At 58.9% G+C, this 26,792-nt stretch carries 27 protein-coding genes; 9 read left to right on the top strand and 18 right to left on the bottom strand.

The window, feature by feature from the left end; translation table 11 throughout:
• Window positions 1–5: 5 nt before the first annotated feature.
• From Pan181_RS00320 to Pan181_RS00330, 3 genes are all read right to left on the bottom strand, one after another.
• Window positions 6–551 (bottom strand): hotdog family protein, encoded by a 546-nt coding sequence (locus Pan181_RS00320; protein ID WP_145244936.1) that lies wholly within the window; start codon window positions 549–551, stop codon window positions 6–8.
• Window positions 552–601: 50 nt separating this feature from the next.
• Window positions 602–988 (bottom strand): acyl carrier protein, encoded by a 387-nt coding sequence (locus tag Pan181_RS00325; RefSeq protein WP_145244937.1) that lies wholly within the window; start codon window positions 986–988, stop codon window positions 602–604.
• A 96-nt stretch (window positions 989–1,084) separates the two neighbouring features.
• Window positions 1,085–1,585: a 3-hydroxyacyl-ACP dehydratase FabZ family protein gene (locus tag Pan181_RS00330; RefSeq protein ID WP_145244938.1), complete on the bottom strand. Its 501-nt coding sequence runs from the start codon at window positions 1,583–1,585 to the stop codon at window positions 1,085–1,087.
• Between the two features lie 1,235 nt (window positions 1,586–2,820).
• Here Pan181_RS00330 and Pan181_RS00335 point away from each other — a divergent pair.
• On the top strand, window positions 2,821–3,645 hold the full coding sequence (locus Pan181_RS00335; protein WP_197528733.1) for a type III pantothenate kinase: 825 nt from the start codon (window positions 2,821–2,823) through the stop codon (window positions 3,643–3,645).
• Between the two features lie 60 nt (window positions 3,646–3,705).
• On the opposite strand, the gene Pan181_RS00340 is transcribed toward Pan181_RS00335, so the two are convergent.
• The 7 genes from Pan181_RS00340 to Pan181_RS00370 all read right to left on the bottom strand — a co-directional run bounded on the left by Pan181_RS00340 (window position 3,706) and on the right by Pan181_RS00370 (window position 10,448).
• Entirely contained in the window at window positions 3,706–3,987 is a 282-nt protein-coding gene (locus Pan181_RS00340) for a hypothetical protein (protein WP_145244940.1), read from the bottom strand.
• A 212-nt stretch (window positions 3,988–4,199) separates the two neighbouring features.
• Window positions 4,200–4,505 carry a hypothetical protein gene (locus Pan181_RS00345; RefSeq protein WP_145244941.1) on the bottom strand — a complete coding sequence of 102 codons (306 nt, stop codon included), beginning with the start codon at window positions 4,503–4,505 and terminating at the stop codon, window positions 4,200–4,202.
• 133 nt (window positions 4,506–4,638) lie between these two features.
• Window positions 4,639–6,054 (bottom strand): GDSL-type esterase/lipase family protein, encoded by a 1,416-nt coding sequence (locus Pan181_RS00350; protein WP_145244942.1) that lies wholly within the window; start codon window positions 6,052–6,054, stop codon window positions 4,639–4,641.
• 1 nt (window position 6,055) lies between these two features.
• A complete protein-coding gene (locus Pan181_RS00355) occupies window positions 6,056–7,858 on the bottom strand; it encodes a hypothetical protein (RefSeq protein ID WP_145244943.1) in 1,803 nt (600 codons plus the stop codon).
• A gap of 61 nt (window positions 7,859–7,919) precedes the next feature.
• Window positions 7,920–8,960, bottom strand: a complete 1,041-nt coding sequence (locus tag Pan181_RS00360) for a PEP-CTERM sorting domain-containing protein (RefSeq protein ID WP_145244944.1) — start codon at window positions 8,958–8,960, stop codon at window positions 7,920–7,922.
• Window positions 8,961–8,993: 33 nt separating this feature from the next.
• Window positions 8,994–9,782 (bottom strand): PEP-CTERM sorting domain-containing protein, encoded by a 789-nt coding sequence (locus Pan181_RS00365; RefSeq protein WP_145244945.1) that lies wholly within the window; start codon window positions 9,780–9,782, stop codon window positions 8,994–8,996.
• A 90-nt stretch (window positions 9,783–9,872) separates the two neighbouring features.
• Window positions 9,873–10,448, bottom strand: a complete 576-nt coding sequence (locus Pan181_RS00370) for a hypothetical protein (RefSeq protein WP_145244946.1) — start codon at window positions 10,446–10,448, stop codon at window positions 9,873–9,875.
• Window positions 10,449–10,515: 67 nt separating this feature from the next.
• Here Pan181_RS00370 and Pan181_RS00375 point away from each other — a divergent pair, with 67 nt between their 5' ends.
• Window positions 10,516–11,457 carry an IS5 family transposase gene (locus Pan181_RS00375; protein WP_145244898.1) on the top strand — a complete coding sequence of 314 codons (942 nt, stop codon included), beginning with the start codon at window positions 10,516–10,518 and terminating at the stop codon, window positions 11,455–11,457.
• On the opposite strand, the gene Pan181_RS00380 is transcribed toward Pan181_RS00375, so the two are convergent.
• Genes Pan181_RS00380 through Pan181_RS00390 form a run of 3 tightly spaced genes read right to left on the bottom strand, consistent with a single transcriptional unit; the run spans window position 11,454 to window position 14,960 of the window.
• Window positions 11,454–13,595: an FAD-dependent oxidoreductase gene (locus Pan181_RS00380; protein ID WP_145251908.1), complete on the bottom strand. Its 2,142-nt coding sequence runs from the start codon at window positions 13,593–13,595 to the stop codon at window positions 11,454–11,456. The two genes, Pan181_RS00375 and Pan181_RS00380, sit on opposite strands and share 4 nt — an antisense overlap.
• A 34-nt stretch (window positions 13,596–13,629) precedes the next feature.
• Window positions 13,630–14,046: a hypothetical protein gene (locus tag Pan181_RS00385; RefSeq protein ID WP_145244947.1), complete on the bottom strand. Its 417-nt coding sequence runs from the start codon at window positions 14,044–14,046 to the stop codon at window positions 13,630–13,632.
• Window positions 14,043–14,960: a DUF1559 domain-containing protein gene (locus Pan181_RS00390; RefSeq protein WP_145244948.1), complete on the bottom strand. Its 918-nt coding sequence runs from the start codon at window positions 14,958–14,960 to the stop codon at window positions 14,043–14,045. Before Pan181_RS00390 ends, Pan181_RS00385 begins: the two co-directional genes overlap by 4 nt.
• Before the next feature lie 370 nt (window positions 14,961–15,330).
• Here Pan181_RS00390 and Pan181_RS00395 point away from each other — a divergent pair, with 370 nt between their 5' ends.
• Window positions 15,331–15,888: a sigma-70 family RNA polymerase sigma factor gene (locus Pan181_RS00395; protein WP_145244949.1), complete on the top strand. Its 558-nt coding sequence runs from the start codon at window positions 15,331–15,333 to the stop codon at window positions 15,886–15,888.
• Between the two features lie 32 nt (window positions 15,889–15,920).
• Window positions 15,921–18,110, top strand: coding sequence for a FecR domain-containing protein (locus Pan181_RS00400; protein ID WP_197528735.1), 2,190 nt, complete (start codon window positions 15,921–15,923; stop codon window positions 18,108–18,110).
• A 14-nt stretch (window positions 18,111–18,124) separates the two neighbouring features.
• Here the strand turns inward: Pan181_RS00400 and Pan181_RS00405 are convergent, their stop codons facing one another.
• The 5 genes from Pan181_RS00405 to Pan181_RS00425 all read right to left on the bottom strand — a co-directional run bounded on the left by Pan181_RS00405 (window position 18,125) and on the right by Pan181_RS00425 (window position 23,394).
• Window positions 18,125–21,274 (bottom strand): M56 family metallopeptidase, encoded by a 3,150-nt coding sequence (locus Pan181_RS00405; RefSeq protein ID WP_145244951.1) that lies wholly within the window; start codon window positions 21,272–21,274, stop codon window positions 18,125–18,127.
• 10 nt (window positions 21,275–21,284) lie between these two features.
• Window positions 21,285–21,650: a BlaI/MecI/CopY family transcriptional regulator gene (locus tag Pan181_RS00410; protein WP_145244952.1), complete on the bottom strand. Its 366-nt coding sequence runs from the start codon at window positions 21,648–21,650 to the stop codon at window positions 21,285–21,287.
• Between the two features lie 137 nt (window positions 21,651–21,787).
• Window positions 21,788–22,534: a hypothetical protein gene (locus tag Pan181_RS00415; protein ID WP_145244953.1), complete on the bottom strand. Its 747-nt coding sequence runs from the start codon at window positions 22,532–22,534 to the stop codon at window positions 21,788–21,790.
• Window positions 22,531–22,746 (bottom strand): helix-turn-helix transcriptional regulator, encoded by a 216-nt coding sequence (locus Pan181_RS00420; protein WP_145244954.1) that lies wholly within the window; start codon window positions 22,744–22,746, stop codon window positions 22,531–22,533. The genes Pan181_RS00415 and Pan181_RS00420 overlap by 4 nt, the downstream gene beginning before the upstream one ends.
• 228 nt (window positions 22,747–22,974) lie before the next feature.
• Entirely contained in the window at window positions 22,975–23,394 is a 420-nt protein-coding gene (locus tag Pan181_RS00425) for a hypothetical protein (RefSeq protein WP_197528737.1), read from the bottom strand.
• A gap of 7 nt (window positions 23,395–23,401) precedes the next feature.
• On the opposite strand from Pan181_RS00425, the gene Pan181_RS25845 reads away from it, so the two are divergent.
• The 5 genes from Pan181_RS25845 to Pan181_RS00445 all read left to right on the top strand — a co-directional run bounded on the left by Pan181_RS25845 (window position 23,402) and on the right by Pan181_RS00445 (window position 26,787).
• The gene (locus Pan181_RS25845) at window positions 23,402–23,602 is read left to right on the top strand and encodes a hypothetical protein (RefSeq protein WP_197528738.1); all 201 of its coding nucleotides are present in this window, start codon (window positions 23,402–23,404) and stop codon (window positions 23,600–23,602) included.
• A gap of 302 nt (window positions 23,603–23,904) precedes the next feature.
• Window positions 23,905–24,369 (top strand): helix-turn-helix domain-containing protein, encoded by a 465-nt coding sequence (locus Pan181_RS00430; RefSeq protein WP_145244956.1) that lies wholly within the window; start codon window positions 23,905–23,907, stop codon window positions 24,367–24,369.
• Complete coding sequence (locus Pan181_RS00435) at window positions 24,357–25,004, top strand: IS630 family transposase (RefSeq protein ID WP_145244957.1); 648 nt, start codon at window positions 24,357–24,359, stop codon at window positions 25,002–25,004. Before Pan181_RS00430 ends, Pan181_RS00435 begins: the two co-directional genes overlap by 13 nt.
• Before the next feature lie 65 nt (window positions 25,005–25,069).
• Entirely contained in the window at window positions 25,070–25,957 is an 888-nt protein-coding gene (locus Pan181_RS00440; RefSeq protein ID WP_449187985.1) for a glycine/sarcosine N-methyltransferase, read from the top strand.
• The gene (locus Pan181_RS00445; RefSeq protein WP_145244959.1) at window positions 25,954–26,787 is read left to right on the top strand and encodes an SAM-dependent methyltransferase; all 834 of its coding nucleotides are present in this window, start codon (window positions 25,954–25,956) and stop codon (window positions 26,785–26,787) included. The genes Pan181_RS00440 and Pan181_RS00445 overlap by 4 nt, the downstream gene beginning before the upstream one ends.
• The last annotated feature ends 5 nt before the right edge of the window (window positions 26,788–26,792 follow it).

The raw sequence follows: 26,792 nt of genomic DNA on the forward strand, positions 1-26,792 counted from the left end.
CTCTATTAGCAGGCCAAGTCGGAGGGTAGCCCGTAGTCGGCAGCCCGCATGCGGGTGCCATCCTTGCGGGTACCGACCTCGAAGATGCCGACGATGTGTAACCACTCGGCCAGATCGGACGGGTCGAACAACCGCTTGGGCAATTTGGGATCGACGTTTTCGACGTCGCGTGTCTGGAGCCGGGCGAAGAAGATCTCGCCTTCGGCGCGAAGCTCGTCGCCGCAGTGCCCGGTAACGGTAACCGATGCGCCGACATCGCGAATGTTGTCGATGTCGGCCCGGTAGGTAAGCGAGTCGCCGCCACGGGTGATTCCGTGGAACGCGAGCTTCGAGAACTTGGCGAGAACCACCAACTCCTTGAAGTAATACAACTCGCTAACCAGCAGTCCACCGGTTTGTGCCATGCCTTCGGCCATCAACGAGTGGGGCATCGTGGGATACGCGCCCCAGTGGTCGTGCATGAAGTCGTCGGAGAGCGCAACGCCCTTATGGCCGACAGCATGCGACGAACCCACGAACTCGGTGAAGCGATCGACCCAGAACCAGCGCAATGGACGGCCTCCCGTTAGTTAAGGCATGCGACTCACAAAACTCCGGCAACTTAAGCCGAGAGCTTGTGCTCGACGAACGCACACATGTCGGCCACGGTGAGCTGCTTACCCAGGTTTTGGACCTGAGGATTGGTCTCGAACCGCGACAGGTCGGCAAACGGCATCCGCTCTTTCAGCTTGGCCAAACCTTCGGCATTCACTTTTCCGTCTTCAACGTAGTCGGTGTTGCTCAGGATGTCTTCGGGGAACAGCTCGCCACGTTCGATCTTGATGTCGAAGCTCTTCTCAAGACGGAATACGATGTCGAGGAAGTCGATCGACTCGGCATCGAGATCGCCCGTTAGCGTCGCTTCAGGGGTCACTTCGTCGTCATCGACACCCAGTGCGTCTACCAGTGCTTCTTGGACCTTGGCGAAGATTTCTTCTTGCGAGGGCATGGCCTCAAACTCCTCTAGGGTGAACTCAATACTCGTGGCGAATTGCGAACTGCTGGCGACCATCTGTCGTCGGCCGAACGTTCCTCGCCCCTATACTCAGACTACCCGCACGTTCGCGGGCAGCATCTCTGGTTTGGCAATCGCGCGGGCGACCTTCGACAGGTAGCCGCGGACTTTTTGGTCGGTGGATTCTTGCAAGGGATCGGTGTCGGCCAGGCTGTAACGCTCGAGTACAATCCGCCCGCTTAGGGTCGCTGCCTCGTCTACCAGTCCTTCGACTTTGAAGGTTGCAAACCGCTCGTCCTTCTTTAATTGTCGGACGGTAACACGGAGCTTCTGTCCCGGTTGGACAAAGTTGGCGTATTTAATGTTCTTGGCTTCGCGGAGCACGATGACCGTATCGGCCAGATCGTCGGTTAAACGCATCAGCCACGCGGCAGCCTGGGTGGCGGCCTCGAGCATGAAAACGCCCGGCAATACAGGGAATTCGGGAAAGTGGTCCTGCAGGTATTCTTCGCTGTAGCTCACATTCTTCACCGCCACGAGCTCTTCGTCGGGCGTGAAAGATTCAATGGAGTCGAGCAACCAGAATCGCATGTTTTCGAACCTGTGAAGGCAAAAGGGGCTTCGGCGCAGTTCCGATCAATCGACATCTACAAGCGTCTGACGCCAGCCTCGCAGCACGCCCTTCGCAAAAACTTGCGAAAGACGATAGCCTTGGAAGGCTAGGTAAACCAAACTACGGATTATACAGATGGGGCAATCTAGTAACAACGGCTCTCTGCCCGCCAGGTAGCCCATTTGGGCAAACCTTGCGGTTCACCCGATGTACAGGATTTAAGCGAAGTGGGCAACGGGAATTCTCCCCCGCCAGGCGGTCCTCGGCTGGGCCGACAGAACGAGGATCGAAGGAGGGCGGAAACCCGCTCGGCCGCTGGCCCCCACCCCAGCTTGCCAATCCGACGAGTTCCTCCAGCACCCCCGCACCTCGCAACGGGATAGTTTCCCAGTGCCGGGCGAATAGATTCCCAATTTACCCACCGATGGGAAAATTGAATCCGCACGCACTCTACAAAACCAGGTGTTTTCGCACCCGAATAGATTCCCATTTCCCAAAACGCATCGAGTGGGAATCTATTTTCGCAGTGCCTGGCGGTCGCAAGTCGTTTGTTAGCAATGAGTTGCATCGACACCTCCGCGGAAAGTGTCCAAAATAGATTCCCATGGGTGGGAAAGTATTTTTGGTTGGACGTTGGGGGTTGGAAGTTGGGAGTTAGAAAGGGTAGTAGGGTGGGTCCAGGAGCTTCCAGCGACGCAGCCCCACCAGAGTTTTGAAGTTCGCGCAGCAGCACCCCGCACGCCGGCAACCATTCGCCAGCGGGTCGCTAGTCGTTCGTTCTCAATCGAAGTATCACATCGCAAGCACCTCCAATCACTGGGAAGCCAACAGCCGAAAGCTGATAGCCGACAGCCTAAAAGCACCTATCCATTAGAACACCATAGGTGGCCAATTCCCAGCAAAAACCCGAGAGAATCCAGTCTCTGTCGGCCGAAAGTAGTGCCGCTCCTCGCGTGCTTCGGCGCGTGGTTGCGGCTTGCCAATTCCGATGGCCTGGCATGCGGTGCCGCGCTATCCGGCAAGTGCAAGAAGCCCTGAGCTTGCCGGCCTGCTGAAATTATCCAGCTTTCCACCCGTTTCGTCTGGCAACCGCCGCTCGCCCCCGCTGCCGTGGTCGCTTACCATGGAGCATCCGCGGGCGGGGCCATCGGAGCCTCGCAGGGCACTTTCACGATTCGAGACCTTAGCCCCCCACACGAGGGGCCGTTACGTCATGCTGCACCAGGGCACTGTTGTTGCCGTCGACATCGGTAACAGTCGCATCAAACTGGGCCTGTTCCACCTCCAGCCATCCGCTGACACGGGGCTGCCGCAGCCTGCTGCCACGGTGACGCTCGCGCCCGATTCGCCGGGCGAGGCCTGCAACGTCGAGCCGCTTGGCGAATGGCTGGCCGAGACGATCTCGCCTGGCACGCCGCTGGTGGTGGCGAGCGTGAGCCGGCCCGGCACCCAGGCGCTCAAAGACTACCTGGCGGCCCACCACGATGGGGCCTGGAATCAGCTCCGCGTGCTGACGAACGCCGATCTGCCGATCGAGAATCTCACCGACGAGCCCGACCGGGTAGGCATCGACCGCCTGGCCGCTGCGGTGGGGGCGAGCACCGTGCGACGAGCCGAGTCGCCGGCCATCGTCATCGACTTTGGCACCGCGATCACGGTCGACCTGGTGTCGGCCGAAGGAGCCTTCGCAGGGGGAGCCATCCTGCCTGGTATCGGAACCGCTGCGGTGGCTTTGCACGCCCGCACCGATGCGTTGCCGGCCGTGCGTCCGCCGATCGAGGGCAAGTCGCCCGCATCGGTTGGCAAGAACACGTCCGACGCGATCCGCTCGGGGCTCTACTGGGGCGCGGTCGGGGCGGTGCGGGAGCTGATCGCCCGCCATCGCGACGGACTAGTGAAACCACCCCAAGTGCTCGTGACCGGCAGCACCTCGCCCGACATGGCCCGCCTGCTCGGCGGCCCCGACTACACAGTGCGCTACATGCCGCACCTGGTACTGGCCGGCGTCGCCAGTACGTGGTGGAAGCTGGAAGAGTAAGTCGCTCGTTCAGAAACCAGCGGACAGAAGGGGGGCGTTGGAATCGTACAAGGGACGAACTCAACGCTTGCTGCTCCATCGCCATAACCGCCATGCTGTGATCGCAACCAATAGCAGCACGACTTGCAGTGGCAGCACGACAAACGCTTCGGGCCCCCAGTGCCAACCATAGCGAGGGTCGTAGATCGCAGTGCCGAGTGGCCAGCCGATGTTCCAGACGTGAACCTCGGGATCGCTGCCGGTGTAACGAAACAGCGGTGGTCCATGGTGGGGGATGAAGTCGACCGCCAGGCAGATCGCCACGTAGCTGAATACGGCAAGTGTCGTTAACTTATGGCGCATGGTTCGATGCGGAGAGAAGACGCGGGGAGAAGCGATAGTGCAGTCTAACGATGCCATGCTATCCGTCGAGTATTTCTAGAGTGCCGGTGCAAAAGCCAGGCTGATCATCACAACGAGCGGGAAGAAAGGCGGCCACGATTGCCAGGACTCCTAGGTTTGCCCAAATGCTCATGGCCAGGAACGTTATCTTTCCCATCGCTACCTCGGAGCTTTTACTCAGAACGTGGTTCTTGCGAGTTTAGCGCCAAGCACCCCAAGGTGCCGCACACCATGAGTACCGCTCCCAGCACGTAATAAGGAACCAGTAGCCCCGCCGAACTAAGCTTATAGTTCTGAGCACGGTTTACGGCTTCGACGAGTTGAGGATCTTGCAACTCGCTGGGAGTGAGTATCGCGTCGACACTCACTGCGGCCAGCGCACGTGTCCAGAGCGGTCCCACCAACACAACGCACAGGCCGAGCAGGATGACTGCAATAAAGTAGCCCCGGGCGCGTTGAATCGAAGGAGAGGATGGCATCGAAGTCGCCAAGGCGAAAGGCACTGGTCCAGCACTACGGTGCGGCTGGTGTACCTATAGCATAACACGGGCGCGTGTGCTTGGCACGCTGCGACTTGTCAATAGTGCGTTCTACTAGAAAACCGCGAAACTACTACCACAGCAGGCGTGTGGGGAGCATCGCGGTCGCGGCCATCGCCAGGGCGATGGTGGCTGGTTCGGGCACCGAGTCGATGGTGGCCGGAGTGCGACGGCCAGTACGGGAGGGTTGGCGGCGAAAGCACGCTTTCCAGGCGAGGTAGTCGCCGGAGTCGATCACTCCGTTGCGATTGCCATCGGCGGCGGTACCAGGGGCCACGCTAGCGCCTAGCAAGTCGCGCCATACGGTGTAGTCGGCCAGATTCACCTGGCCATCGCCATTGTAGTCGCCTGCGACGCGAACCATGGTTTCGACACTCGTGGTGTAAACCACGAGCCCCTCATGTTGCACGCCGTCGGGCGTTTGATAGGCGAAGCTCAGGTCGAGGGCCCCTGAGGGATTCCAGGCGGTTCCCAGGTCGATCGTCGCATCGCTTGCCAGACTTAGACTTTCGGTAGGATTCAACTCGCTCAGGAACTTGGTCGAAGGACTCGCTTCGTGCCAGCCTTCGCACTGTTGATCGGCCAGGCTCGTCCACGAGGTCGACAGCGCCGCCTCGGGAGAGGAGAGGGTGTAGCCGATGAACTCAAGCGGAGTCGCCGACTGATTATGCAGCACCGCCCGGCCCGATTGCACATCGACCAGCAGGGTGAGCGCGTTGTCGGCGCCGAGGCCATGCAGGATGGCTGGAGTGACGAAACGCTGGTAGCCGTTGGAGTCGGGGTGAGTGCCATCGGAGACGCGAGCGGCGAACTCCTCCGGCTGGTTTTTCTGCAGCGTCAACCACACCACATGGTTGTCGATCAGCAGCAGTTCTCGCTCGGCGGCCACTTCGCGGTACATCTGGTAGTAGTCGGGCAGCTGCGGGCGCTTGGTGCCCGATTGGTTTCCGTTAGCAGCGTCCCACGAGGGGTTCATGGTTTGCAGGATCACTTGGGCGTCGGGGTTCTGCTGCTCGATGCGGGTGATCATCTGCTCGAGATTGGCCCGCGCCTGATCGACGGTGATTCCCTGATCGATGTTGCCCTCCGGATAGACCGCGAAGGCGTCGTTCATGCCGAATTCGATGAACACTGCATCGGGCTGCTTGCTGAGCACGCGGTCGTCGAGGTTTGCGACGCCCGAGGCCGAGGCTTTGCCACTCATCGCGGCGTTGACCCAGGTGATCTGGTCGGGATACCTCGCATTGAGTCGCGTCGAGAGTTGATGCACCCACGCCCCGCCGGCAGTGAGGCTGGTGCCATACACCACGATGGTTTGTGGCTGCTCGGCGTCGAGTTGCTGGATGAGGGCCGACTTCACCGGCAAGCCCGCCGGCGGCGAGCTCTGCGCGCCCGCCTGTGGGGGCACCAGGAAAATGCTCAGCGTCAGCAAGCCGATCGCACGGCCAGCGCAACTGGCCAGCCGTGCGACATCGCGAAGACTTAACATGCTACATCACCTTCGTGCGGCGGACGATTCCCAGACCAACGAGCGTCGCGAGTGCAACCACCAGCGACGCGGGTTCGGGCACGGGTTGGTTGGCCGTCGAAGCGAAGGCCGCCGAGCCCGCTAGCGAGGCCCCGAAGTTGGCCTTCCACTGATCGTAGTCGCCGCTGTCGATTACCCCGTTGCTATTGCCATCGGCCCCGGTGCCCACGGCAACGCTCGCCCCCAGCGAGTCGCGCCACACGGTGTAGTCGCCCAGGTTCACATGGCCGTCGCCGTTGTAGTCGCCAACCAGTACGGTCGGCACGTCGGCCAGCGCGCCGAAGTCGACGGTGCCAGTCTGCAGCGACCCGCCTGGCAGTTGGTAGCGGAAGGTGAGGTTGTCGAGAATGCCAGCCGTGGTGTCCCACACATTGCCGAGACTCACCGTATCGCCAACACTCACCAGCAGTGGATCGGCGGTGTTGAGTTCCGACAGGTCGGTGGTCGTCGGGTTCGAAACATACCAGTCGGACAGTCCCGAACCACTGAAACTCGGCAGCAGCGTGCCGTTGTCGGAGTGAATCGTGTAGCTGATGAGCTCCATCGACTGCGCCGACTGATTCTGAATGGTTGCGGCTCCTGTCTCCGGATCGATCACCAGCACCAGGTCGTTGATCCGCCCTACTGAGTCGATCACTGCCGAAACGTACTCGCCGGTGGCAAGCTGGTAGTGGAACGAAACGTTCGCCGTGTTCACCCGATCGGTGCCGAGCGGAACCGCGGTGTCGGGCGTGAGCGGGGTGCCGAACAGGTGCTCGTCGCCCGAGGCGAGTTGCAACACTCCTTCGGGATTGAGTTCCGAGAGATACTGCGCGGTGGGGTTGGCTTCGTGCCAGCCGGTCTTGGTGTTGTCGTCGGTCAACGAATGCCAGCGAGCGTTTGAGCTGTCGAGCGGCGTACTGCTCGAGCTCAGCGTGTAGTTGATCAGCGAGATATCGGTGGAGTGTCCCGCGGGATTATAAAGCCGAGCGGCGCCTGAGAATCGATCGACCTCGAGCACCAGGCGTTGTTCGACCGAGAGCGTCACCGCGTCGTTGTCGGTTGCGACTCCGAAGGCCTGTCCCAGGTTGCTCAAGAGGGCGGGGTCGGCCACCACGTTTTGGAACGCCCCGGTTACCGCCGCGCCGGACATGAGGGTCCAGGTGTCGCCGGTGTTCGCGGTGAATCCGCTGGAGGGGGTGGCCTCGATGCGAAGGGTACCGCCCAACGCAATGGACTCGGAGACCTGCACCGGGTTGCTGAACGAGCCGGCGCTGCCGAGCTGCGCAACCAAGGTGGACGACGAGTTCTGCGAGTACTGCTGCAAGCTGATAGTGCCGATGTTGTCGCGAACCACCAGGGTGCCGCTGCCGGAGACACCGTTGGCCAAGCGTCCGTCGCCTTGACCGCCGAGGGCTTCTTGAACCGTGAGGTTTGCGTTGTTGCGAAGGACGAGGGTGCCGGTCGATCCGCCATCCTCGCCCAACCGAATCGCGGCCGGCGAGATCGGCGTTCCGGCAGAGCCGTCGATCACGGAGATGCCGCCGTTGGAGATCGACGCGTACTCGCCCACTCCGCCGAAGGTGCGGTCGGGCTGATAGTTCTCGTCGCTGGACGACTGCCAGTTGTCTCCCTCGCCGGATCCGCTGTCGCCAGCGGTCCAGGAGGCTTCGGACCCGACCGGCCCAATCCAGTCGGTCCGGGTTTGACTCCACGCGACGTGAGGAATGGCAACCAGCGCGAGAATCGCTAGGCTCGCTGCTTGTTGCGTTGCCTTGCCAATCATAAGAGGCTCCACATTGAATTCTTGAGTGTACTTCGTTCGACTACCGGGGAAGGGGACTGGCTTACTGGTTCGCGCGACGTTGCCGTGCGAATAGCAGAGCCCCCAAGGTGCCGAGGACCACTAGCGCCGAACTGGCGGGCTCGGGCACCGCGACCGGCGCCCAGTTGATGGCCGATACGCTTCCGCCGGCCGACAGGTAGTCGGTCCGCCACATGTAGAAGTCGAGGTGATTCACCACCCCGTCGAGGTTGGCGTCGCCTTGCGCGAAGGTGGTGCCAGTCAGGTAGTTGTCGCGGAGGATGAAGAAATCTTCGATCGTGGTTCCATCCATCATGTTGAAGTCGGTCCCTTCCATCGGCACGTCGCCGTTGGTGAGCAGCGTCGGTGGTAGCGGGGTGCCCTCGGTGCCGGTGTCGGAGACGAACACGGCTGTCTTGAAAGGGTTCTGGGTCGCGGAAGAGGCCAGAATGAAGGTGGCGATGTCGTTGGTGTCGGACTGCAGGAACGAAGTCAGGCTGCCTCCGGTGAAGGTCACCAGATCTCCCGCATCCGACTCGGCGGCAAACGTATACGTATCGAGCAAAGTGACGAGTTCGTCGTTCACTCCGTTGCCGGTCATGTCGGTAGCGGGGCGGGGATCGGTCACGCTGCCAGCCCCGGTGAGGTAGGGGAAGTTGGCGAACGTCACCGCGGCTTCGTCGAAGTTCTCGTCGGTCGCCAGATCGGCCACCCCGTACAGGTACAGGATGTCGCCGGCGTCAAACGTGTTGGCGACCTGGTCGGTGCTGGCACCGCGAGGGAGTTCGAGTTGCACGCCGCCGGCGGTGATGGGTTGAGAGAGCGACGAGAGGTCGAACTTCAGCAGCCCGATGCGGTCGTTGCCGCTGGCTTCGCCATCGCCCCCTTGGTTCTTGATCCGCAGGAAGCCGTCGTTCTCGGTGTTGTTGTTACGTCGGACGACAACGTCGCCTCCGATGCCTGCGAGGTTGGTAATGGTCTCCGCCTGACCCATCGGCGCGAATGCCATGGCGACGAGAAACGCGGTGAGTGGTGCCTTGTTGATCACGGCCAAGTTCTCCTTAGCAAAAACAAAAAGGTGCATGGGCACGATGTTTCGAGGGGTTACAGTTCGGCGCTACGAAATCCGACGACGGAGCACGCCAGCCGCGCACACGCCTGTGATCGAGAGCAGTACGAGCGTGGAGGGTTCGGGAACCGAGACGTCGTTGTTGGTCAGCAGCGTGGGGGGAAGCGGAGTGCCTTCGGTGCCGGTGTCGGAAACGAACACCGCGGTCTTCAGGGCGTTCTGCGTTTGCGAGGCGGCCAGTACGAAGGTGGCCACTCCGTTGGTGTCGGCTTGCAGGAAGCTCGTAAGCAGGTTGCCTGAGAAGATCACCAGATCCCCCGCATCCGATTGCTCGGCAAACGTGTAGGTGGCCAGCAGCGGTACCAGGTCGTCGTTTACCCCGTTGCCAGTCAGGTCGGTCGCTGGTCGAGGGTTGGTCACGCTGCCAGCGCCGGTCAGGTAGGGGAAGTTGGCGAAGGTCACCGCCGCTTCGTCGAAGTCTTCGTCGGTCGCCAGATCGGGCACGCCGTACAGGTACAGGGTGTCGCCGGCGTCGAATGTATTGGAGGCTTGCGAGGTGCTTTCGCCGCGGGGAAGTTCCAGCTGAACGTTGGCCGCCGAGACCGATTCGGTGAGGCCCGAGAGGTCGAACTTCAGCAGTCCGATGCGGTCGTTGCTGCTGGCTTCGCCGTCGCCTCCTTGTTTTTTGATCCGCAGGAATCCATCGTTTTCGGTGTTGTTATTGCGTCGCACGACGACGTCGCCGCCGGTGCCGTCGAGGTTAGTGATGATCTCCGCCGTCGACGTGGTAGCGAACAGGCCGAGGGAAAGTACCGACAAAACTAGCTGCTTCAACATGGTGTCACTCCGAGGAAAGATAAGAAATAAGGTCACATTCACGAGCGGCGAACGAAGGAAAGGGATGAGTTGATGTGAGGCAATAAACGGTTAGTGGTTGGAAACCGCTGCAACCTCACCGCAAGGTTGGGCGTTGGTTGCTGGCCGGCCGAGCAGCTGGTCGCGGTATCGCACCATGGCAACTAGCGGCGCCAGCACGAGCGGGTAAGCGAATGCGGCCGGCTCGGCGACCGTCAGGTTGTCGAGCACCGACAAATCGCCCCCTTGGGCAACGAACGCGGTGCGCCACATGAAAAAGTCCTTATGATCCACCAGCCCATCGGAGTTGGCGTCGCCCTTGGTGCCTAGCGAGACCTCTTTCAGGTAGTTTGCGCGGATCAGTAGGAAGTCGTTGATATCGACCATGCCGTTGCTGTCGACATCGGCCGACACCACGCCGGAGAGCTTTACGATTTCAAGCGTATTGAGGAAGCCTCGCATCTCGCCGACGGTGATTCCCTCGACGACGAGCACCAGATCCTCTCCCTCGGCAACGTTGATGGTGTGGGCCAGAAAGTTGTCCGCATACAACCACTGCTCCGAGGTCTCGTTGGTGATAAGCTCGGGCGTAACACTGCCATAGTTGGTGGTGGACGATTGATGGTCGACAGTGGCCTTGTTGAACAATTAGTCACAAACCTCCGTAAAAACTAACGTGGAATGGAACCACGTACCTTTTTTACGGAGATCGAACATGGCTACGAAAGAAAAACGAACCTACAAAGTCACGAACTGGAAGGAGTATAACAAGTCGCTCATCGAGCGTGGAAACATCACTATTTGGTTTAGCGACGAGGCGTTGGAGAACTGGGAACATCCTAACGACCAGACAAAAGTCGGTCGCCCTTTTGTCTTCAGCGATACGGCGATCGAGTGCTTGCTGACGATTCGCGAACTGCTGAAACTTCCCTATCGGCAGACTGAGGGATTCGGCCGCTCGCTGGTGGCGATGTTGGGCGTCGAGGCAGCGATTCCCAATTATTCTTCGCTCGCCAAGCGAGCCAGCAAGCTGAATGTTTCGCTCGATATCGCTAACAAGAGGGGCGACATCGATATCGTGGTGGATAGCACCGGCATGAAAGTGTTTGGCGAGGGCGAATGGAAGATGCGGACGCATGGCAAGTCGAAGCGGCGGACATGGCGGAAGCTGCATTTGTCGGTGAATCCTGACACCCGCGAGATTGTGGCGGAGATTTTGACCGAGAACAGTTGCCACGATGCCGATGCGGTTCCCGAAATGCTGGAGCAGGTGGAGCAGCCCGTAAAAAAGTTTCACGGCGACGGTAGTTACGACAAGTGGAAGGTTTATGAAGGGCTGGAATCCGAAGGCATTGAGCCGGTGATTCCGCCGCAGCACAACGCCAAGATCAAACAACATGGCAACTCTGCGGAGGAGCCTTTGCCCCGGGACGAGGCAATTCGTCAGATTCGACGCAAGGGGCGTAGGAGTTGGAAAGAGGAAGTGGGCTATCATCGTAGAAGCTTGGCGGAAACGACCATGTACCGAGTGAAACAAAGCTTTGGGAGCCATCTCAAAAACCGAGTATTCGAAAACCAACAAACGGAAGCCCGCTTGCGCTGTAAAATCATCAATCAATTCACCCAACTCGGGCTTCCACAGTTCGAGTGGAGTTAGTCAACAAGGCCGTCGACAGTCGTGAAGTAAACGTGATAGCGTTCTTCGTTGCTGGTGTTGGTGTTCTTGGTCGACAGGAACACGTCGAAGGTGCCTTGGCCCAGGCCACCGATACGAACGCCGAGGTCGACTTGGCTATCTTTGCCGTCGCTGACGAACAGTGCGCTGCCAGCGTTGCCGCTGTAGATGTCGGTGTTGTAGTCCGAACCGGACGAAAGCGTGCTATAGCCCGATGCGTTCCAGTCGATCGTTTGCACCGCGGGCGAGCTTTTGCCCAGGTCGATCGAGAGCGACGTTGTCTGGCCGGTGGAATCGACGATGCCATTCGGCGTGTCGCCAGTGATTACGTTCCACGCGACGCCCGGTGTGCCCCCTAGCAGGTGCCCGGGGCTGTTGTGGTCGTCGAGCACCGTGTCGCCAAAGTTCAGCAGGATGCCGGGATCGCTCGAGACGTAGCCTTCGCCGAGTACCTGCCGACCACGAACCAGGCGTGATCGCAGCAGCGAGTAGGGCAAATCCTGCGCGGCGATCGAACGCTCGGAGATCAGCGAAGCGGCCGCGCCGGCCGACTGTCCCAGCGTCATGAATACCGGCTCCATGCGAAGCGAACCATACGCGATATGGCTGGCACTCACCGCAACCGGCACCAGCAGGTTGGTCGCCTCGTCGGCGCGAGGAACCATGGCATCGTAACTGATGGGGTAGGGGCCATTCGCAGGGGCGACTTGCAGGTCGCCCTCGTTGCGTACGTAGCCGTTTTCGTCGACGTAACGCTGGGCGTTGTGCGAGTCCATGTTGTAGCCCCCCATGCCGATGGAGTTGGTTTGCTCGAAACCCGCTTCTTGATTCACATGACGCTCGGTAATCACAAAATCGCTGACCATCCGCCGGGCTTCGCGAACGTAGATTTCGCGCGGCCAGTTTCCGTTGTCGGTAAACTCGTCGAGCGCCAGGCCCCAGTCGTCCCAAGCGTCGCGGATCGCAGCAGGCACACGCGGGTGGTTCTGTAAGGTCCAGACATAACCGAGCTGGAAGTCGCGATGCGCGTTATCCATTTGCTCGCGCGTGGCGTAGTCGGCTTCGGCGTAGTTGACCCCGGTTTCGAGGTTGTAGTTGCCGCCGATGAAGTCGGTGGAGATTCCGCTATCGTTGTTCGAATCGGTCTTGTTGTTCGGCATCGGCGAGAGCTTGAAGAACCGGCTCGTCTGTCCCACTTCGATCGCCCGGAACAGTAGCTCGTAGTCGGCTTCGTTGTAGTTGTCGGGCTGCGAGATGGGGGCGCGATTTGCGGGGTTGTTGGTGAGCACCATGCGATAGTTGTACGCTTGCAGTCGCTGGTCGCCGGTGCCATCGGGGCCGCCAGCGGTGGCATTCACGCCAGGCAGCAGGCCGCTGCTGGGATCGCCTTGGACCAAGTACGGATCGATGCCGGAGGGAAGCTGGTTCTTGACGGTTTTGACCGTCTGCACCCCGTTGAGCGATTCGCCATATTGCGAATTGGCCTCGCGACCGACCGTGTAGCTCACACCAGCGGCAGCCATCAGGTCGCCTTCGTAGGTGGCGTCGATGAATGCCTTACCGACAAAAGTGCCACCTTGGACCGTGCGAATGGATGTGACATTCTGCCCATACATTGCCACTCCATTGGCACGGTCAAGATGGCCTGTCACGACAGGAATATTGTGTTCCGCAATCAAGTCGTCGAAAATCTGTTCCGCAACTTTCGGCTCAAAGGTGAACATCATTTCCCGGTTGGCATCGGGATCGAGCGAAGAGCGATTCGTGTAGTTATGGCGAGTCTCGAGCGTCCATGCTTCGTCTTGCAGGTAGTGCTCGTACACGCGATGGTAGAACTCGCGACTCAGGCCGCCGATCGAATCGCGACTGCCGATATCGGTCCAGCCAAGTCCGTTGGAGGTCAAACCGCCGAGATGCTCCTCGGGCGAGACGATCACGACCGACTTGCCCATGCGAGCCGCTTCGACTGCCGCTGTGACCGCAGCCGAGGTGCCGCCGTAGACGACGACGTCGTACTGCTCGGCCTCGACTGGCCCGCCGGTAGCAAAGGAGAGAAGCAGCGCGCCGCAGAACGCCGCGGCGGCGAAGGAGAATCGTGATTTAGCAAAGTGGTGTGGCATGAAGCTGGCTAACGTCGCAATGAGTCGTCGGAGGTCAATCGGTGAGGCGGAACACATACGGTTCGGTACGATCGGACTCGACTTCGATGACGAGTCCGCTGGTCTTGAAGTCGGTGTAACGTCGAGGGATCAGCAGTTTGCCGAGTCCCACTTCCGCGGCATTTGGATCCGCAGGGGGCTGTCGAGATGAGATGCGCACTTTGTTCTCACCGATGCGGGCTCCTTGAGCCTCGCCGATGGTTTCGAGTTCGAAGGTTCCATCGGGCTCGATCCGCCCGCGCGCCGGAGGGCCATCGCTCGGCTGGAACATCACGACGCCGGTCGTCACGGGTTGGTCGTTGTAGAACACTTGCCCCTTCACGGGTGCGTACTGATCGGTCTGACCACATCCAGCGGTCACGAGCAGCACGCCAAGCAGCGTCGTTAACAGTGATAATTGGGAGTGGTTCAACGCTTCTCTCCCAGCGACAGAATCTCCTCGCCATCGATGGTGCACCCAGCGATAAAGGCATCGAGATCGATGTCGTCGATAACGAACTGCACGCTGCCATCAAGCAGTGCGAAGTTGGTGCCTCCCACGTGCAAACTGGTAAATGGCAAGTGATTAAACGGGGTTTCGTCCGCCTCGCGATCCACCGGCGTATTCGGTGCGTACGCGGCGACTTTGAACTGGTAACTCACTTTGTCGTCAGGGCTTGAGAGCGCGGGAATGGCCATCCACGGTCGCAAGTTGCCAGGGAGTTCGGAGTAGAGTCCCGGTAGCCGATCGACATGCACGAACTCGCCAAATAATAAGGTGTTGCTGGTACCATCGACCACTTCGCGGAGTTTGCGTTTGTGCTCACCCCAGCGGAACACACCGTTGAGCGGCAAATCGCCAAACCGCGGAGAAGCATCGCGCTCTTGCCGCGAAACGACAAAAGCCCCGCCGGTGCCTTGATAGGTGCTCAAAGCTCCCTCGGTGTTTGGGCTGCCTGGCCTGCGGAGGATCGGCTCTTCGGGATAGTTCGGGCAGATGAGCGCCGGCACGATCTCCATCCGCATCGGATCGCTATACGACCGGTAGGTGACCCGTTCGAGATCGATCTGATCGAAAATCGCCTGCTGTTCGAGGTAAGGAAGCAAGTAGGTAAACGTGCCATGCTTGCCCTGCCCAGGCGAACCTGGTGGCAACTCGCCCGAGTGGCTCGAGATGTAGCCTTGCACGGCGAGGCCAAGCTGTTTCAGCTTGTTGGTGCATTGGGCGCGGCGTGCCGACTCGCGCGCGGCTTGCACCGCTGGCAGAAGCAAAGCGACCAGGATGCCGATGATGGCAATCACCACCAACAGCTCCACTAACGTGAATGCGCGTTGTCGTTTATCCATAGTGACAAGAAAGTTGTTCGTTTGGCTAGGCGTGGAAAAGAAAACCCACAGCAGCAGGCAGCGCAAGCTAAGCCGATTCGAAGAGAAACTAGAGACATCGGTAACAAGGCCGCCTGACCGTGCTATGAGAACTCTGCCAACACCTGGTGTGGGGTGGCGAAAAAAATCGGAATCTTGCAAACTTGACCTCGTCGGGCGGAGCGGCTTCGGTTTCTCGAGACGCGGCGATCGTTTTTTCGCGAATTTGCAATTTTCGTCGCCACCAACTGGCCGTTATCGGCAGAATGTTTCTTGAGTCCCCTATTGCTGGTACTTTTCTGTAAGGACTCTCAGGCGGTAATCACGACCCGGCGTCCCGGGCCTAGGGCAGATGAATCACGAGCACTATTCAGCAGACTCTGATCCACGCGACGAACCGGTCGACGCGTTCATACGATTGCTGACCGATCATCAGGTCGATTTGCAGGCGTTTATCATGTCGTCGCTGGGGAACCATCCCGATACACTCGACGTGCTCCAGGCGACCAACATCGCGCTGTGGAAGAAGGCCTCGGTGTTCGACCCGACCGCGCCGTTTTTGCCGTGGGCTATCGGAGTCGCCCGATTCGAGGTGCTTGCGTTCATGCGAAAGAAACGCCGCGACCGGCACACGTTCTCTCCCGAAGTGGTCGAGTTGCTGATGGACGTTGCCGCTCACCGCACGAGCGAGACGAGTTGCCGCAGCCGAGCCTTGATGGAATGCATCAAAGAACTGCCGGAGCGGAATCGCGAGTTCCTGCAGATTCGCTACGCCCAGCAGCAGTCGGTGCGTCAGGTCGCAAGCAAGACCGGTCGAACCGTCGAAGCGGTCAAAAGCCTTTACTTGCGGATCCGTCGAGCCTTGGAACATTGCATCGATCGGCGACTGGCCCTGGAAGAACGTCTATAGAGTTCCGACAACAAACACAGAATACACCTATCGTGGATCACCAACCCAACAACTCGATGCCAGATCATCAAGAGCTCGAAATGCTGCTTGCCATGGTTGTGTTGGGAGAAGCAACCGAGGAGCAACTCGCGCAGCTCAATCAACTACTCCTTGCCGATGCTGCTGCCCGCGAGTTCACTTGCGACTACTTGGCAGGAGAAGCGGTGCTGCAGCGGCATTTTCAGTTGGTCGACCGCGTCGCCCTGTTACACGGTACCGCCCACGAAACGCATGTCGCGACCAAGCAAGAGTCAGGAACGACCGGACGGACTGAGCTTCGCGCACCCCACGCGCGAAGCCAGTCCTTCGGTCACCATCGTCTTTGGTGGGTGGCTGGCCTCGCTGCTTGCTTGCTAATAGGAATCGCGATTGCGAATCGCGATCAGCTAGCTTCGCTGTGGATCCAGCAGAACGCCGCTACGGCAAATGCCAACCTGCCGGAGCGCGTCGGTACGCTCTTAGCCGGCGCGACGCCGCGCGAGAGTCTCGTCGAGGCCTTGCAGCAGGGCAGACCGATTCGGGTGGGCGACACCATCGATACCAACCAGGAGATTACCTACCTGCATTTCGACTGTGGGGCCGAGGTGCTGCTCGTCGGACCGACGCAGCTCAGCGTGGTTTCTCCCATGCGTGCAAAGTTGCTGCAGGGAACGCTCACGGCTCGGGTGTCGGAGTCGGCCCACGGTTTTCGAGTCGATACGCCCAACTCCAAGGTCACCGATCTGGGGACCGAGTTCGGGGTGTCGGTCGCCGAGTCGGGAGTGACCGACACGGTTGTCTTCTCCGGCAAGGTTGCGATGGAGTACCGTGAGATTCCAACCGAACACGAGGTAAAGAGCGAAATCGCCTTGCGCCGTCCTTCGCAGAGTCATCTGTTGACCGAAGGCATCGCGCTGCGTGTGACCGAGGATGGACTGGCCGAACGCATTGTGTCGGTCACGCGATCCGATTACCCACTGCCAGGTGCGGCGCTCGCGCTCAAGCCCGACGCGGCGCCGGTGATTCGCGACGTGTGGGACAATCTCTCCACACGCGATACTTCCAAGGCCTACCAGATTGTGCATGGTGGGTTCGTGGAAGACGCCCCCGCGTTCGTTGATCGCAAGTACCAATGGAATGGTATCTCGGAAACTTACGGCCTGCCGAAGATGCTCCGCGGTGGCGACTACATCATGCCGTTCTGTGACGATAAGTACCAGGATCGTATTGAAGTTACAGTCGACCTGGTTCAGCCCGCCCGCTTGTTTGTCTTGATGGACAATCGCCTGAGCGTGCCCGAATGGTTAAGTAGCCGCTTCACCGACACTGGGTACGATGTCGGCATCGACGAAGACGACTTTTCCGTCGAACGCTCCTGGCAGAAGCTCGACAAAGGTCCTGGAGTGAGTCTCGAGCGTTCGTGCTCGGTCTGGTACATCGATGTTCCCGAGCCTCAGCCGGTGGTGCTGGGAGCGCTCGATCCCCCCATCCACTGGCGTGTGATGTACGGCATCGTGGCCGTGCCATTGGAAACAGCCATGGCCATCGCTCCCGAACCAGCCATGCACCATCAGCCAAAAATTGGATCGGGCCTGATTCATCCGGGAGTACTGCCGGAGCCGGTGGCCGATTGTGAAATTGAGCGGGCGCTGAAGGTCGAGCAGCTAACGCTCGGAAAACCCTCGGACGACGACTTTGCTGCTGCCAAGCGGGGACTCGTTTTCCGTGCGGAGACCTTAGGGGGGCAATTCATGCCGCACCCCGATACCCTGATGTTGGAAAACAATGTGGCACCCGCACTCAACGACGGGTTAACCGCTCGCAACTACGACGATCTGGAACGCAACTTCTGGTACAACGGGCAAGGGCGGTTTTCGCTCGACCTGCAGCGTCCCACGAAGCTGCAATCGATTCATACATACTCAACGCACTGGCTCGATCGGAGTTTTCAGAACTTCACTGTCTGGGGAGCACGATCGGAAGCAATGCCAGCGGTCGATTTCGAAACCGCAACCGACGCCGAAGGGTGGGAACTCGTGGGAATTGTGAACACGGATGTGCTCGATCCTGGTGGTATTCATGCCAGCATACTGACTGCTGGCGAGTCGGGTATGGGGCCCTATCGGCACTTGCTGTGGATTATCGAGTCCACCGATCGATCCACCTTCTTCAGTGAGATCGATGTCTACGAGCATCAAGAGTAGCCGCTTGCACTACGTCAGAAAGTAGCGATCCACGCCTGGGGCGACTTGGCCGAGAAGGGTAGCTTCTGCAGCACTTTGCCATACTCGTTGATCTGCATCGCTGCAGTGGTAGTCGCGATCCAAATATCGCCGGAAGGGGTGATCGAGATGTTTTTGACGCTCAACGCGCTAACCGGTTGGAGGTCGCCATCGAGCGACACACGTCGCAGCCCTGTGTTGTAACCGCTGAAGTAAGCTTCGCCTGATGTTGGGTCGCACTCGACCACAAACAGGTCGTCGCTTTCCAGGTTGATCTCGCGCAGGATTGTTCCATCGGCCTTTCTGCACCAGAGGGAACTTTTGCCTTTGCCGTCGTAGGTGTGCTTGCGTTCGGCGATCCAGACGTTTCCGTTGTTAGGGTCGATCGAGACGGAAGCATAGCACCATCCGTTCATCGATTCACGGAACAACACCTCGCCATCCTTGGCGAGCTTGATCACTTCGGGGCCGACCAGCCAGAAGGCGTCGGTCGTTGGATCGTAGGCCATGTCGAGTGCGGCAAAGGGATATGCTGCTAGCTGCTTGCCATCGAGATCAATCACAACGGTCTCGATATTACCTGACGAGAAGGTCGAGCCACCACACCAGAGATGACCGGTCGCTTGGTCAATCGCCAGGCAACCCGCGTTCACTCCGTCGAGGTGCCAGAGCTTGGTCCCAGCGAGATCGAAAGCCGAAACGCGGCCCGCGACGTTCTCACGAATATAGATCCGCCCGCGCTGTCGATCCACGACAACACCATGCACCCCGCCGACTGTCTCTGCGTTGTTCAAATCCGTCTGCGACCAGAGCTCGTCGCCATGGCGGTTGAAGGTCCGCAGATAATCGTGGTGTGGTTGGTCCTTCATAAACGTTGGATCGGTGTTGTCCAAAATAGCAATCTCGATGCCGCTGTTGGTCGCAGTTGTGCTTTCGACATTTGCTGACGTTTCCAGAGCACCAGTGGGGTGGTTGTCGAGTGACGAAGTGGCTTTCTCTTCCGGTGAGGGCTCTTGCGAGAAGGGAATCGACTCAAGCACTTTGCCTTGTTCGTCGATTCGCTGGATCGCGTCCGTCGTGGTCACCCACAGGTTGCCAACCGGGCTGAACTCGATGCTCTTGGCGTTCAGCTGGCTAATCTGTTGCGGATCGCCTTCGAGCGAGACGCGTCTCAAACCTGTGAGATAGCCACTGAAAAAAGCGTCGCCCGATTTTGGTTCGCACTCGACCACAAAGAGGTGATCGGCTCCAAGGCTGAGTTCGCGACGAACGGTTCCGTCGGGACCACGGCACCATAGATGGCTCCGGCTATCCGCTTCTTGCGAATGGCGACGTTCCGCGATCCAGGCGTTGCCAGTGTTCGGATCGACCGACACCGAAGCACATATCCAACCATTCACCGGCTCGCGGAACAACACGGTGCCTTCGCGAGTGAGTTTGACCACTTCGAATCCAACCAGCCAGAATGCATCGGTATGCGGGTCGTAGGCCATGTCGATGGCTCGGTGGGGGAATCCTGGCAGTTCAAAACCATCCATGTTGAACACCACGGTTTCTCCGGAGCTAAGGGAGTTCCCTCCGCTGCACCAGATGTCGCCAGTTTTCCCGTCAACCGCCAGACATTCGGCATTAATGCCATCGATTTGCCAGATCTTGGTGCCTGCCAGATTGAAAGCGGTAATACGTTTGCTCACCGGCTCACAAACGTAGACTCGCCCACGCTGACGGTCGATGGCGACTCCATGCACTCCGCCGACGCTAACGATGCTGTTCAAGCCTGTGTGCGACCACAGCAGATCGCCATCGGTGTCGAATACTCGGAGCGTGTCGTGATGCGGCTTGTCGGGATCGAACGTTGGATCGGCGTCGTCGAGTATCGCAATGTCGATGTCGTTCGGGTTCACATCGGACTCAGGTTCTTCCACCTCGAACCGCGTAACGGGGAATCGGAAAGGAGAAGGAACAAGCGAATCAACCGTTTCGTCAAGCGATTCCTGTTCGACGACGGGAGGCTCGGCGCGGGTGATTCCAACGGTGCCGAGTAACAGAACGACTAGCAACGCAGACACCGAAATAGTGCCGGCTTGCCAGAAGCCGATCGCCCGACGCGCGAGATTGTGCTGCACCGCTTCGATGCGGATCCGTACCTGAGAACGCCGAGCCATAGCGAGCGCCGACGCCGCTTGGCGACTCGCCGCGCGAACCGCCACCGCGGCCAGCAATCTTCCATAAAGCGTCGCATTGCCGAGGCATCGAGCGGCGATCGTATCGCACAGCTCGTCGCACGCATCGGTGTGGGCCAGCCGAATCTTCCAGGCGAGCGGGTGGAACCAAAGTACCGCCTGCAATAGCGCGAGCAGGTGATTCCACCGTAGATCGTGCCGTTTGCAATGCCCCAGTTCGTGGGCCAAACTTGCTTGGCGTTCATCGCGTGCTGCCAAATTGCACTGGCTGCTCGGCAAGAGAATGCAGGGAGTCCAAAGCCCAATCGTGCAGGGCATGTCGATGTTTGCCGAGTGTCGAATGTTCAGCGTAGCAGAGTAGTCGATTCGCGAGGCGATGGCCCGCGCTTCGCGTGCGATGTCGCGCGGCAAGGGAGACGCACCGCGGTACAAACTAGCAAGCCAGCTGAAGCTGATGGCTACGAATCCAAGTAGCCAGACGACCAGCAGTGATTGGGATAGGTTGATTGTCATGCGTGTCGCACCGACTGGTTCGGCGGTGGAAACGTAGTGCGGATGCTGTTCGATTCGTAGTTGGGAAGCAGCGGTCCCTACCGATTCCGGTACAGCGATAGCCGTGGGGGCTTCGGCAACTGCAGCGTCGGAACGCGATACCACTAAGGGACCGTGCATGTTGTCTACCGAGTGGTTCGGAGTCTCCGCGAGTCGACTTGTGCTGGTCGAAACCGCAGGTAGCAGCGGAAGATTCCAATGGTAGGATTGCAGGCTCGCCAACGCGACGAGAAACAATCCGACCGTGGTGGTCCGCCATAGCAGTACCCGTAGTTGTGGGTTTGCCCGCTTTAGCGCGTGATGAAGCAGCCAGGCGATGGAGAGTACGATCGAGATTCGCACCAGCGGCTGGAGTAACTGCTGTAGTTCGCTTTCGCTGGATGCCAAAAGCGATGGGAGTGTCAGTAACATAGTTTGCCTCTTATCCGTCGTTGTTGGGCCCGTCGGCCAGGCGTTTGAGTTCGAGCAATTCCGCTTCGCTGAGCTTCTCGCTACGAATGAGATTGAGCAGCAGCTGTTTCGCGGAACCTTCGCAGTACACGTCGGCAATTTCGCGGATGGTCGAGCGAAACGCCTTTTTTCGGCCAGTCACGGCTTTGTAGAAGTACGCCTTGCCCACCTTGCGCCGGGTGACATGCCCTTTTTCGAGCAAGATCGCCAGGTACGAGCGGAGGGCCGGGTTCTTAATCGGCTCGGGAAAGTGTTGTTGAACTTCGCCAGGCTTCAGTTCGCCATGCTCCCAGAGTATTTGCATGACAGCGAGTTCGCCTGGAGTGAATCGCGACATGGGATGCTCCTTTCGATGTGCAGACAATACTGCACATCGCAGGGGGAGTCAATCCTTTTTCTCAAGATCGTTCGCGTTTTCTCTCGAGGTGTGGTGTGCATGGTTGCAACGAGCAACAAGAGCCAACGTCGCGGTCGCTAGTTGTCGTCGTCGTTCGATTGCTTGTTGCCATCGGCGATGAGAGCCACTCCTGCGACTGCTAGCGGAAGTGGGATGAGCACAAACGTGAAGCTCTGCTGGAGGACTTGTTGCGAGTCGACTGCACCTGAGGGAATCATGTGAAAGAAGTAGATCGTCCACACACTCAGTCCGAGCAGTAGTGCCCCAATCGTCCTTGGCCAGTATCGACAGAGAATTGCTGCCAGGATGAATGGGCCTGGCACTAGCAGCCCTTCGCCCAGCAACGCCTGAGGTTCACCACTGTGGCTGAGCACGACGAACGCCAGCCACAAGATGCCGAAGGCCAGCAGCACGCGCGACACCGCCTTGCGAGTGTCCCAGAAGCTAAGGCAGTAACTCGCGTAGTACACGACGAGCATCACCACTACCACGGTCGATGCGGGAATGGCCTCGCTGCCGAGGCTCAAGCGATTCCAGTTGTCGGCAATCACCACGGCCATCAACAGAATGCCGCTCACCAGGTACGCCCTCAGGGCCGACTTGGCGACCGCTTGTTTTTGGAACTCGTCGAGATCATCGAGCAGCCCCAGCTGACGAAGTACCCCAGGCCCAAACGCCCCGGCGGCCATCAGAGCCATGAATCCCATGTGCACGGTCACTCCCAGCAACAGTCCGGCGACCACCAGCACGAGTGCGATGAATCCAGTGATCGAATGCTGCGATCCGATGAACGGCCGCTTCAAGCCGACGCGATGAGCGTTCATGTTTGCTCTCCTTCTTCGGGGTCCAGCTCAAACAACGCCTCGACGGGCACGCCAAACACGCGGGCGAGCCGCAACGCCAACTCGATCGAGGGTTTATATCGGCCTCGTTCGACAGAGATGATCGTTTGCCGCGTGACTCCCACGCGATCCGCGAGTTCTTGCTGGGTCATGCCTTTACTTTCAAGGCGATGATGTTTTAAGTGAATCTTCATGGGGTCTGGCGTCTTAGGATCCTTGGCCTGCCACGATTGGAATGTAAAGCGAGCTTTACATAATGTCAAGCACGCTTTACATGTGTTTCGATGGGGGAATGTCTTGCAAGCCAGTGGATTCACCTGATAGATGCTCGTCGCAAAACTGGCGACGTGACTGGACACCTGATAGTAGAACACAGGCGAGAAGAGTCGTTAGGCTAAGTAGGTGACAGTACCGCCAGATGGCTACGGTGATGTGACAGTCGAATCGCTATGACATTCCGCGAAACTCAAAGGCTGCACCTTCGCATCGGGGAACTCCTTCAGCAGTTCCGCGTAGATCGGCACCTCGCGCAGGAGTTTATTGAGTTTCTTTTGTTGTCGAAGCGAGACGATCTTAGCACTCGCATTCCCAGAGACTCGCAGCGGGAGTTCGATGGAAGTCTCGCGCCCGTGTTCTTCCCGAGGCCGGGAGCGAAATGCTGAAAAGAGGAGCCCAATCCACCCGATAACAAGAATGAACAGAATGTCGGTAGCGGAGGTGTCGTTATCGCCGCCGCGTACCCAGGAGCGTTCGCACTGCACATGAAAATAGACCGTGCAATTCGCTGGGCGGTGGGAGTAGGGGCAAATTTCTCCGTTCGGTAGCTCGCCGCTTTGGATCATCGCTCGGATGCGCTCGACCGTGTTCAGCGGAATCGCACTCTGCCCGGCCGACTTCCTGAGCACCGAAAGCGTCGGCACGTCGACTGTATCGCCACGCCGGCAGGGGAGCGTCGAACCGGCTTGGGTAGCGGAAACCTCAAGCTGGGCTCCACACTCGCAAGTTACCGAGTATCTCATGGCCGGCGACGACTCCAGTGGCTACAAATGACCGCACGACGCGCGATCTGCGGGATTCTCGAGGGGCGGATATCTTGCAGCAATCGCTCAATATCGGGTGCTTGCACGCGGTAATCCAGTTTGTGCATGCAGTATCTCTATTTAGTGATGATTCATGGTTGGATCCCCGCTCGCAGTGCGATTCTGCGTAGTCAAGCATCGACGAAATTGGCGTTCAGCAGTGAACGTGCTTTCATGTATTTGCGTGGAGGTTATCAATCGTCGTTAGGCGCATCGCGGCTTTGCTGCTAGTACGTCTTTCCTGAAATCCATTCCGCTGCTATATGCTGCGGAATGAAAAAGCACATTGTTTGCCTGGACCACCAGGCCCGTGGAGGTTTGGAGCAGCTAGCACGCTCAGGCGCCCGCGCGGCGCAAGTGGTGCGTCGCTGCCAGATATTATTGAAATCGGACTCGGGATGCACCGACGAAGAGATCGCCGAGCATGTGGGCTGCACGACGCGCAACGTCCGAGCCGTCCGAAAGCGGTTCTGCGAAGAGGGCGTCCAGCGGGCGGTGTACGATGCGCCTCGCTCGGGCCGCCCCCCAGAGTTCACCAAGCGGCAGCAGCAACAGGTAATCGCCCTGGCGTGCAGCGAGCCGCCCGAGGGACGGGCTCGCTGGACGCTGGAATTGTTGTGCGAGCACGCGGTGAAGGAAGGCTTCGTCGATTCGCTCAGCGTGACGGAGGTCTCGCTGTGGCTCAAGGAACACGACCTGAAGCCGTGGCGAAAAAAACTTGGTGCGTGCCCAAGCTGAACGACGAGTTCTGTGAGCGGATGGAGGACGTCCTCGAGCAGTACGAGAAGCCGCTCGACCCGAACGAGCCGGTCGTCTGCCTCGACGAGCAGCCCTATCAGAGGGTCGACGACGCGCGGCCGCCCGAGCCCGCGGCACCCGGCAAGATCGCGAAGCAGGACTACGAGTACCGCCGCTGCGGAACCTGCAGCGTGTTCGTGGCGGTCGAGCCGAAGGCGGGCAAGCGATTCGTTCAGGCCAAGCGTCACCGCAAGCGAGCCGACTTCGCCCGGTTCGTCCGCGACCTCTTGAAGCGCTATCCCGACGCAGAGCGGGTTCATCTGGTGATGGACAACCTCAACACGCACAACGAGAAGTCGTTGATCGAAACCTTTGGCGAGGAGGCGGCTCGGCCAATGCTGGAGCGGATTGTGTGGCATTTTACCCCCAAGCATGCCAGTTGGCTCAACATGGCCGAGATCGAAATCTCGGCCATACAGCGACAATGCCTGGGACGTCGGTTGGCTTCGCTCGACAAGGTTCAAAGCGAACTCTCCCACTGTTCACGCGACCGCAATCGGAAGAAAATCAAAATCAATTGGACCTTCCATCGAAAAGACGCCAAACGCGTCTTCCCTGAACTCTATAGGAAATGACTTCCGGGACGACGTACTAGAATCGTACCTGTTCACTGTCGAATGATTCGGTACGCCAGCAGATTGTGGTCTGGCGCCTAGATAAAAGGAGGCTCGTCATCCGCGAAAAACCATTAGCAGCACCACGTAAACAGGAATTCGGTGACAATCCAGTAGAAACTCGGTTGTCCGAAAATTACAAAAACGAGTACGTCAAGGGGTTCGTCGAAAAGTGGGACGAATTGATCGACTGGGAAAGTCGAGCCAAGACCGAAGGTGATTTCTTTATCGAGCAGCTTCGCGAACGCGGAGCCAAAAAAGTGCTTGATGTTGCGACCGGAACGGGGTTTCACTCCGTGCGTTTGCTCGAAGCAGGCTTCGAGGTCGTAAGTGCCGACGGTAGCCCTGAAATGCTTGCCAAAGCGTTTGACAACGGCAAGCAGTACGGTCACATTCTCCGCACCGTGCAAGCCGATTGGCGTTGGCTCAATCGCGACGTGCATGGCACGTACGATGCCATCATCTGCCTTGGCAACTCGTTCACGCACCTTTTCAACGAGCGCGACCGCCGCAAAGCGTTGGCCGAATACTATGCCATGCTCGAGCACGATGGCGTGCTGATCATCGATCAACGCAATTACGATGGCATTCTCGACGATGGGTTTAATAGCAAGCACACCTATTACTACTGCGGCGATCAGGTGTCGGCCGAGCCAGAGCATGTAGACGATGGGCTCGCCCGCTTCCGCTACAGTTTCCCCGACGAGTCGGTGTACCACCTCAACATGTTCCCGCTCCGGCGGAAGTACCTGCGTCGACTGATGCATGAAGTTGGTTTCCAGAAGATCGACACCTACGGTGATTTTCAGGAGACGTACCGGGAAGACGATCCCGACTTCTTTATTCACGTTGCCGAGAAAATCTATCGCGTTGACGACAAAGTGGAAGAAGATGCCGAGGTGGTAAGCAAATGAGTAGCTCACAAAATCAGGCCGTAACGGTCGCTCGCGACTATTACAACAGTGACGATGCCGATGCGTTTTACGCGTTGGTCTGGGGCGGCGAAGACATTCACATCGGGCTCTATGAATCGGAAAACGATTCCATTTCCGATGCAAGTCACCGCACGGTGCGGAGCATGGCCGAGCGACTCGGGCCGCTTACAGAGGAAACCTGTTTTCTCGATATCGGTTCTGGGTTCGGTGGTGCGGTGCGCCATATGGCCCGTGAATATGGCTGTCGCGCGACGGCCCTGAATCTCAGTGAAGTCGAGAACCAGCGGAATCGAAAGGTCAACGAAAAGCAAGGACTTGCGGATCGCATCGAGGTGGTCGATGGCAATTTTGAGGAACTGCCATTCGAGGATGCAGCGTTCGACGTGGTCTGGTCGCAAGATGCGTTCTTGCATAGCAATCGCCGTGATCGTGTGATTGCCGAGGCCGCCCGCGTGCTTAAGCCAGGTGGACAGCTCGTGTTTACCGACCCGATGCAAGCCGACGATTGCCCCGCAGGGTCGCTGCAACCGATTCTTGATCGATTGCATCTGACCTCGCTGGCATCTCCGTCGTTCTATCGTAGCGCGGCCAAAGAAGCAGGGCTTACGGAAGTTGGTTTCGAAGATCTTACGCACCAACTGGTAAATCATTACGCGAGCGTGCTGGCGACAACCGAAGCGAACGAGTCGCAACTCACCGAGCAAATCAGTGCCGATTATCTCGAGCGCATGAAGGCTGGCCTAAGACACTGGGTCGAAGGTGGCCGCGCGGGATTGCTTGCCTGGGGGGTGTTCCATTTCCGCCGTTGACACTC

This window comes from Aeoliella mucimassa, from assembly GCF_007748035.1.
Classification (GTDB): Bacteria; Planctomycetota; Planctomycetia; order Pirellulales; family Lacipirellulaceae; genus Aeoliella; species Aeoliella mucimassa.

Excerpts from the sequence above, each read along its gene's own strand:
- Pan181_RS00325 (WP_145244937.1), bottom strand. The coding sequence starts at position 988 with ATGCCCTCGCAAGAAGAAATCTTCGCCAAGGTCCAAGAAGCACTGGTA.
- Pan181_RS00330 (WP_145244938.1), bottom strand. The coding sequence starts at position 1,585 with ATGCGATTCTGGTTGCTCGACTCCATTGAATCTTTCACGCCCGACGAA.
- Pan181_RS00335 (WP_197528733.1), top strand. The coding sequence starts at position 2,821 with ATGCTGCACCAGGGCACTGTTGTTGCCGTCGACATCGGTAACAGTCGC.
- Pan181_RS00340 (WP_145244940.1), bottom strand. The coding sequence starts at position 3,987 with ATGCGCCATAAGTTAACGACACTTGCCGTATTCAGCTACGTGGCGATC.
- Pan181_RS00345 (WP_145244941.1), bottom strand. The coding sequence starts at position 4,505 with ATGCCATCCTCTCCTTCGATTCAACGCGCCCGGGGCTACTTTATTGCA.
- Pan181_RS00350 (WP_145244942.1), bottom strand. The coding sequence starts at position 6,054 with ATGTTAAGTCTTCGCGATGTCGCACGGCTGGCCAGTTGCGCTGGCCGT.
- Pan181_RS00355 (WP_145244943.1), bottom strand. The coding sequence starts at position 7,858 with ATGATTGGCAAGGCAACGCAACAAGCAGCGAGCCTAGCGATTCTCGCG.
- Pan181_RS00360 (WP_145244944.1), bottom strand. The coding sequence starts at position 8,960 with ATGCACCTTTTTGTTTTTGCTAAGGAGAACTTGGCCGTGATCAACAAG.
- Pan181_RS00365 (WP_145244945.1), bottom strand. The coding sequence starts at position 9,782 with ATGTTGAAGCAGCTAGTTTTGTCGGTACTTTCCCTCGGCCTGTTCGCT.
- Pan181_RS00375 (WP_145244898.1), top strand. The coding sequence starts at position 10,516 with ATGGCTACGAAAGAAAAACGAACCTACAAAGTCACGAACTGGAAGGAG.
- Pan181_RS00380 (WP_145251908.1), bottom strand. The coding sequence starts at position 13,595 with ATGCCACACCACTTTGCTAAATCACGATTCTCCTTCGCCGCCGCGGCG.
- Pan181_RS00390 (WP_145244948.1), bottom strand. The coding sequence starts at position 14,960 with ATGGATAAACGACAACGCGCATTCACGTTAGTGGAGCTGTTGGTGGTG.
- Pan181_RS00395 (WP_145244949.1), top strand. The coding sequence starts at position 15,331 with ATGAATCACGAGCACTATTCAGCAGACTCTGATCCACGCGACGAACCG.
- Pan181_RS00405 (WP_145244951.1), bottom strand. The coding sequence starts at position 21,274 with ATGTTACTGACACTCCCATCGCTTTTGGCATCCAGCGAAAGCGAACTA.
- Pan181_RS00410 (WP_145244952.1), bottom strand. The coding sequence starts at position 21,650 with ATGTCGCGATTCACTCCAGGCGAACTCGCTGTCATGCAAATACTCTGG.
- Pan181_RS00415 (WP_145244953.1), bottom strand. The coding sequence starts at position 22,534 with ATGAACGCTCATCGCGTCGGCTTGAAGCGGCCGTTCATCGGATCGCAG.
- Pan181_RS00420 (WP_145244954.1), bottom strand. The coding sequence starts at position 22,746 with ATGAAGATTCACTTAAAACATCATCGCCTTGAAAGTAAAGGCATGACC.
- Pan181_RS00425 (WP_197528737.1), bottom strand. The coding sequence starts at position 23,394 with ATGATCCAAAGCGGCGAGCTACCGAACGGAGAAATTTGCCCCTACTCC.
- Pan181_RS25845 (WP_197528738.1), top strand. The coding sequence starts at position 23,402 with ATGCGCTCGACCGTGTTCAGCGGAATCGCACTCTGCCCGGCCGACTTC.
- Pan181_RS00430 (WP_145244956.1), top strand. The coding sequence starts at position 23,905 with ATGAAAAAGCACATTGTTTGCCTGGACCACCAGGCCCGTGGAGGTTTG.
- Pan181_RS00445 (WP_145244959.1), top strand. The coding sequence starts at position 25,954 with ATGAGTAGCTCACAAAATCAGGCCGTAACGGTCGCTCGCGACTATTAC.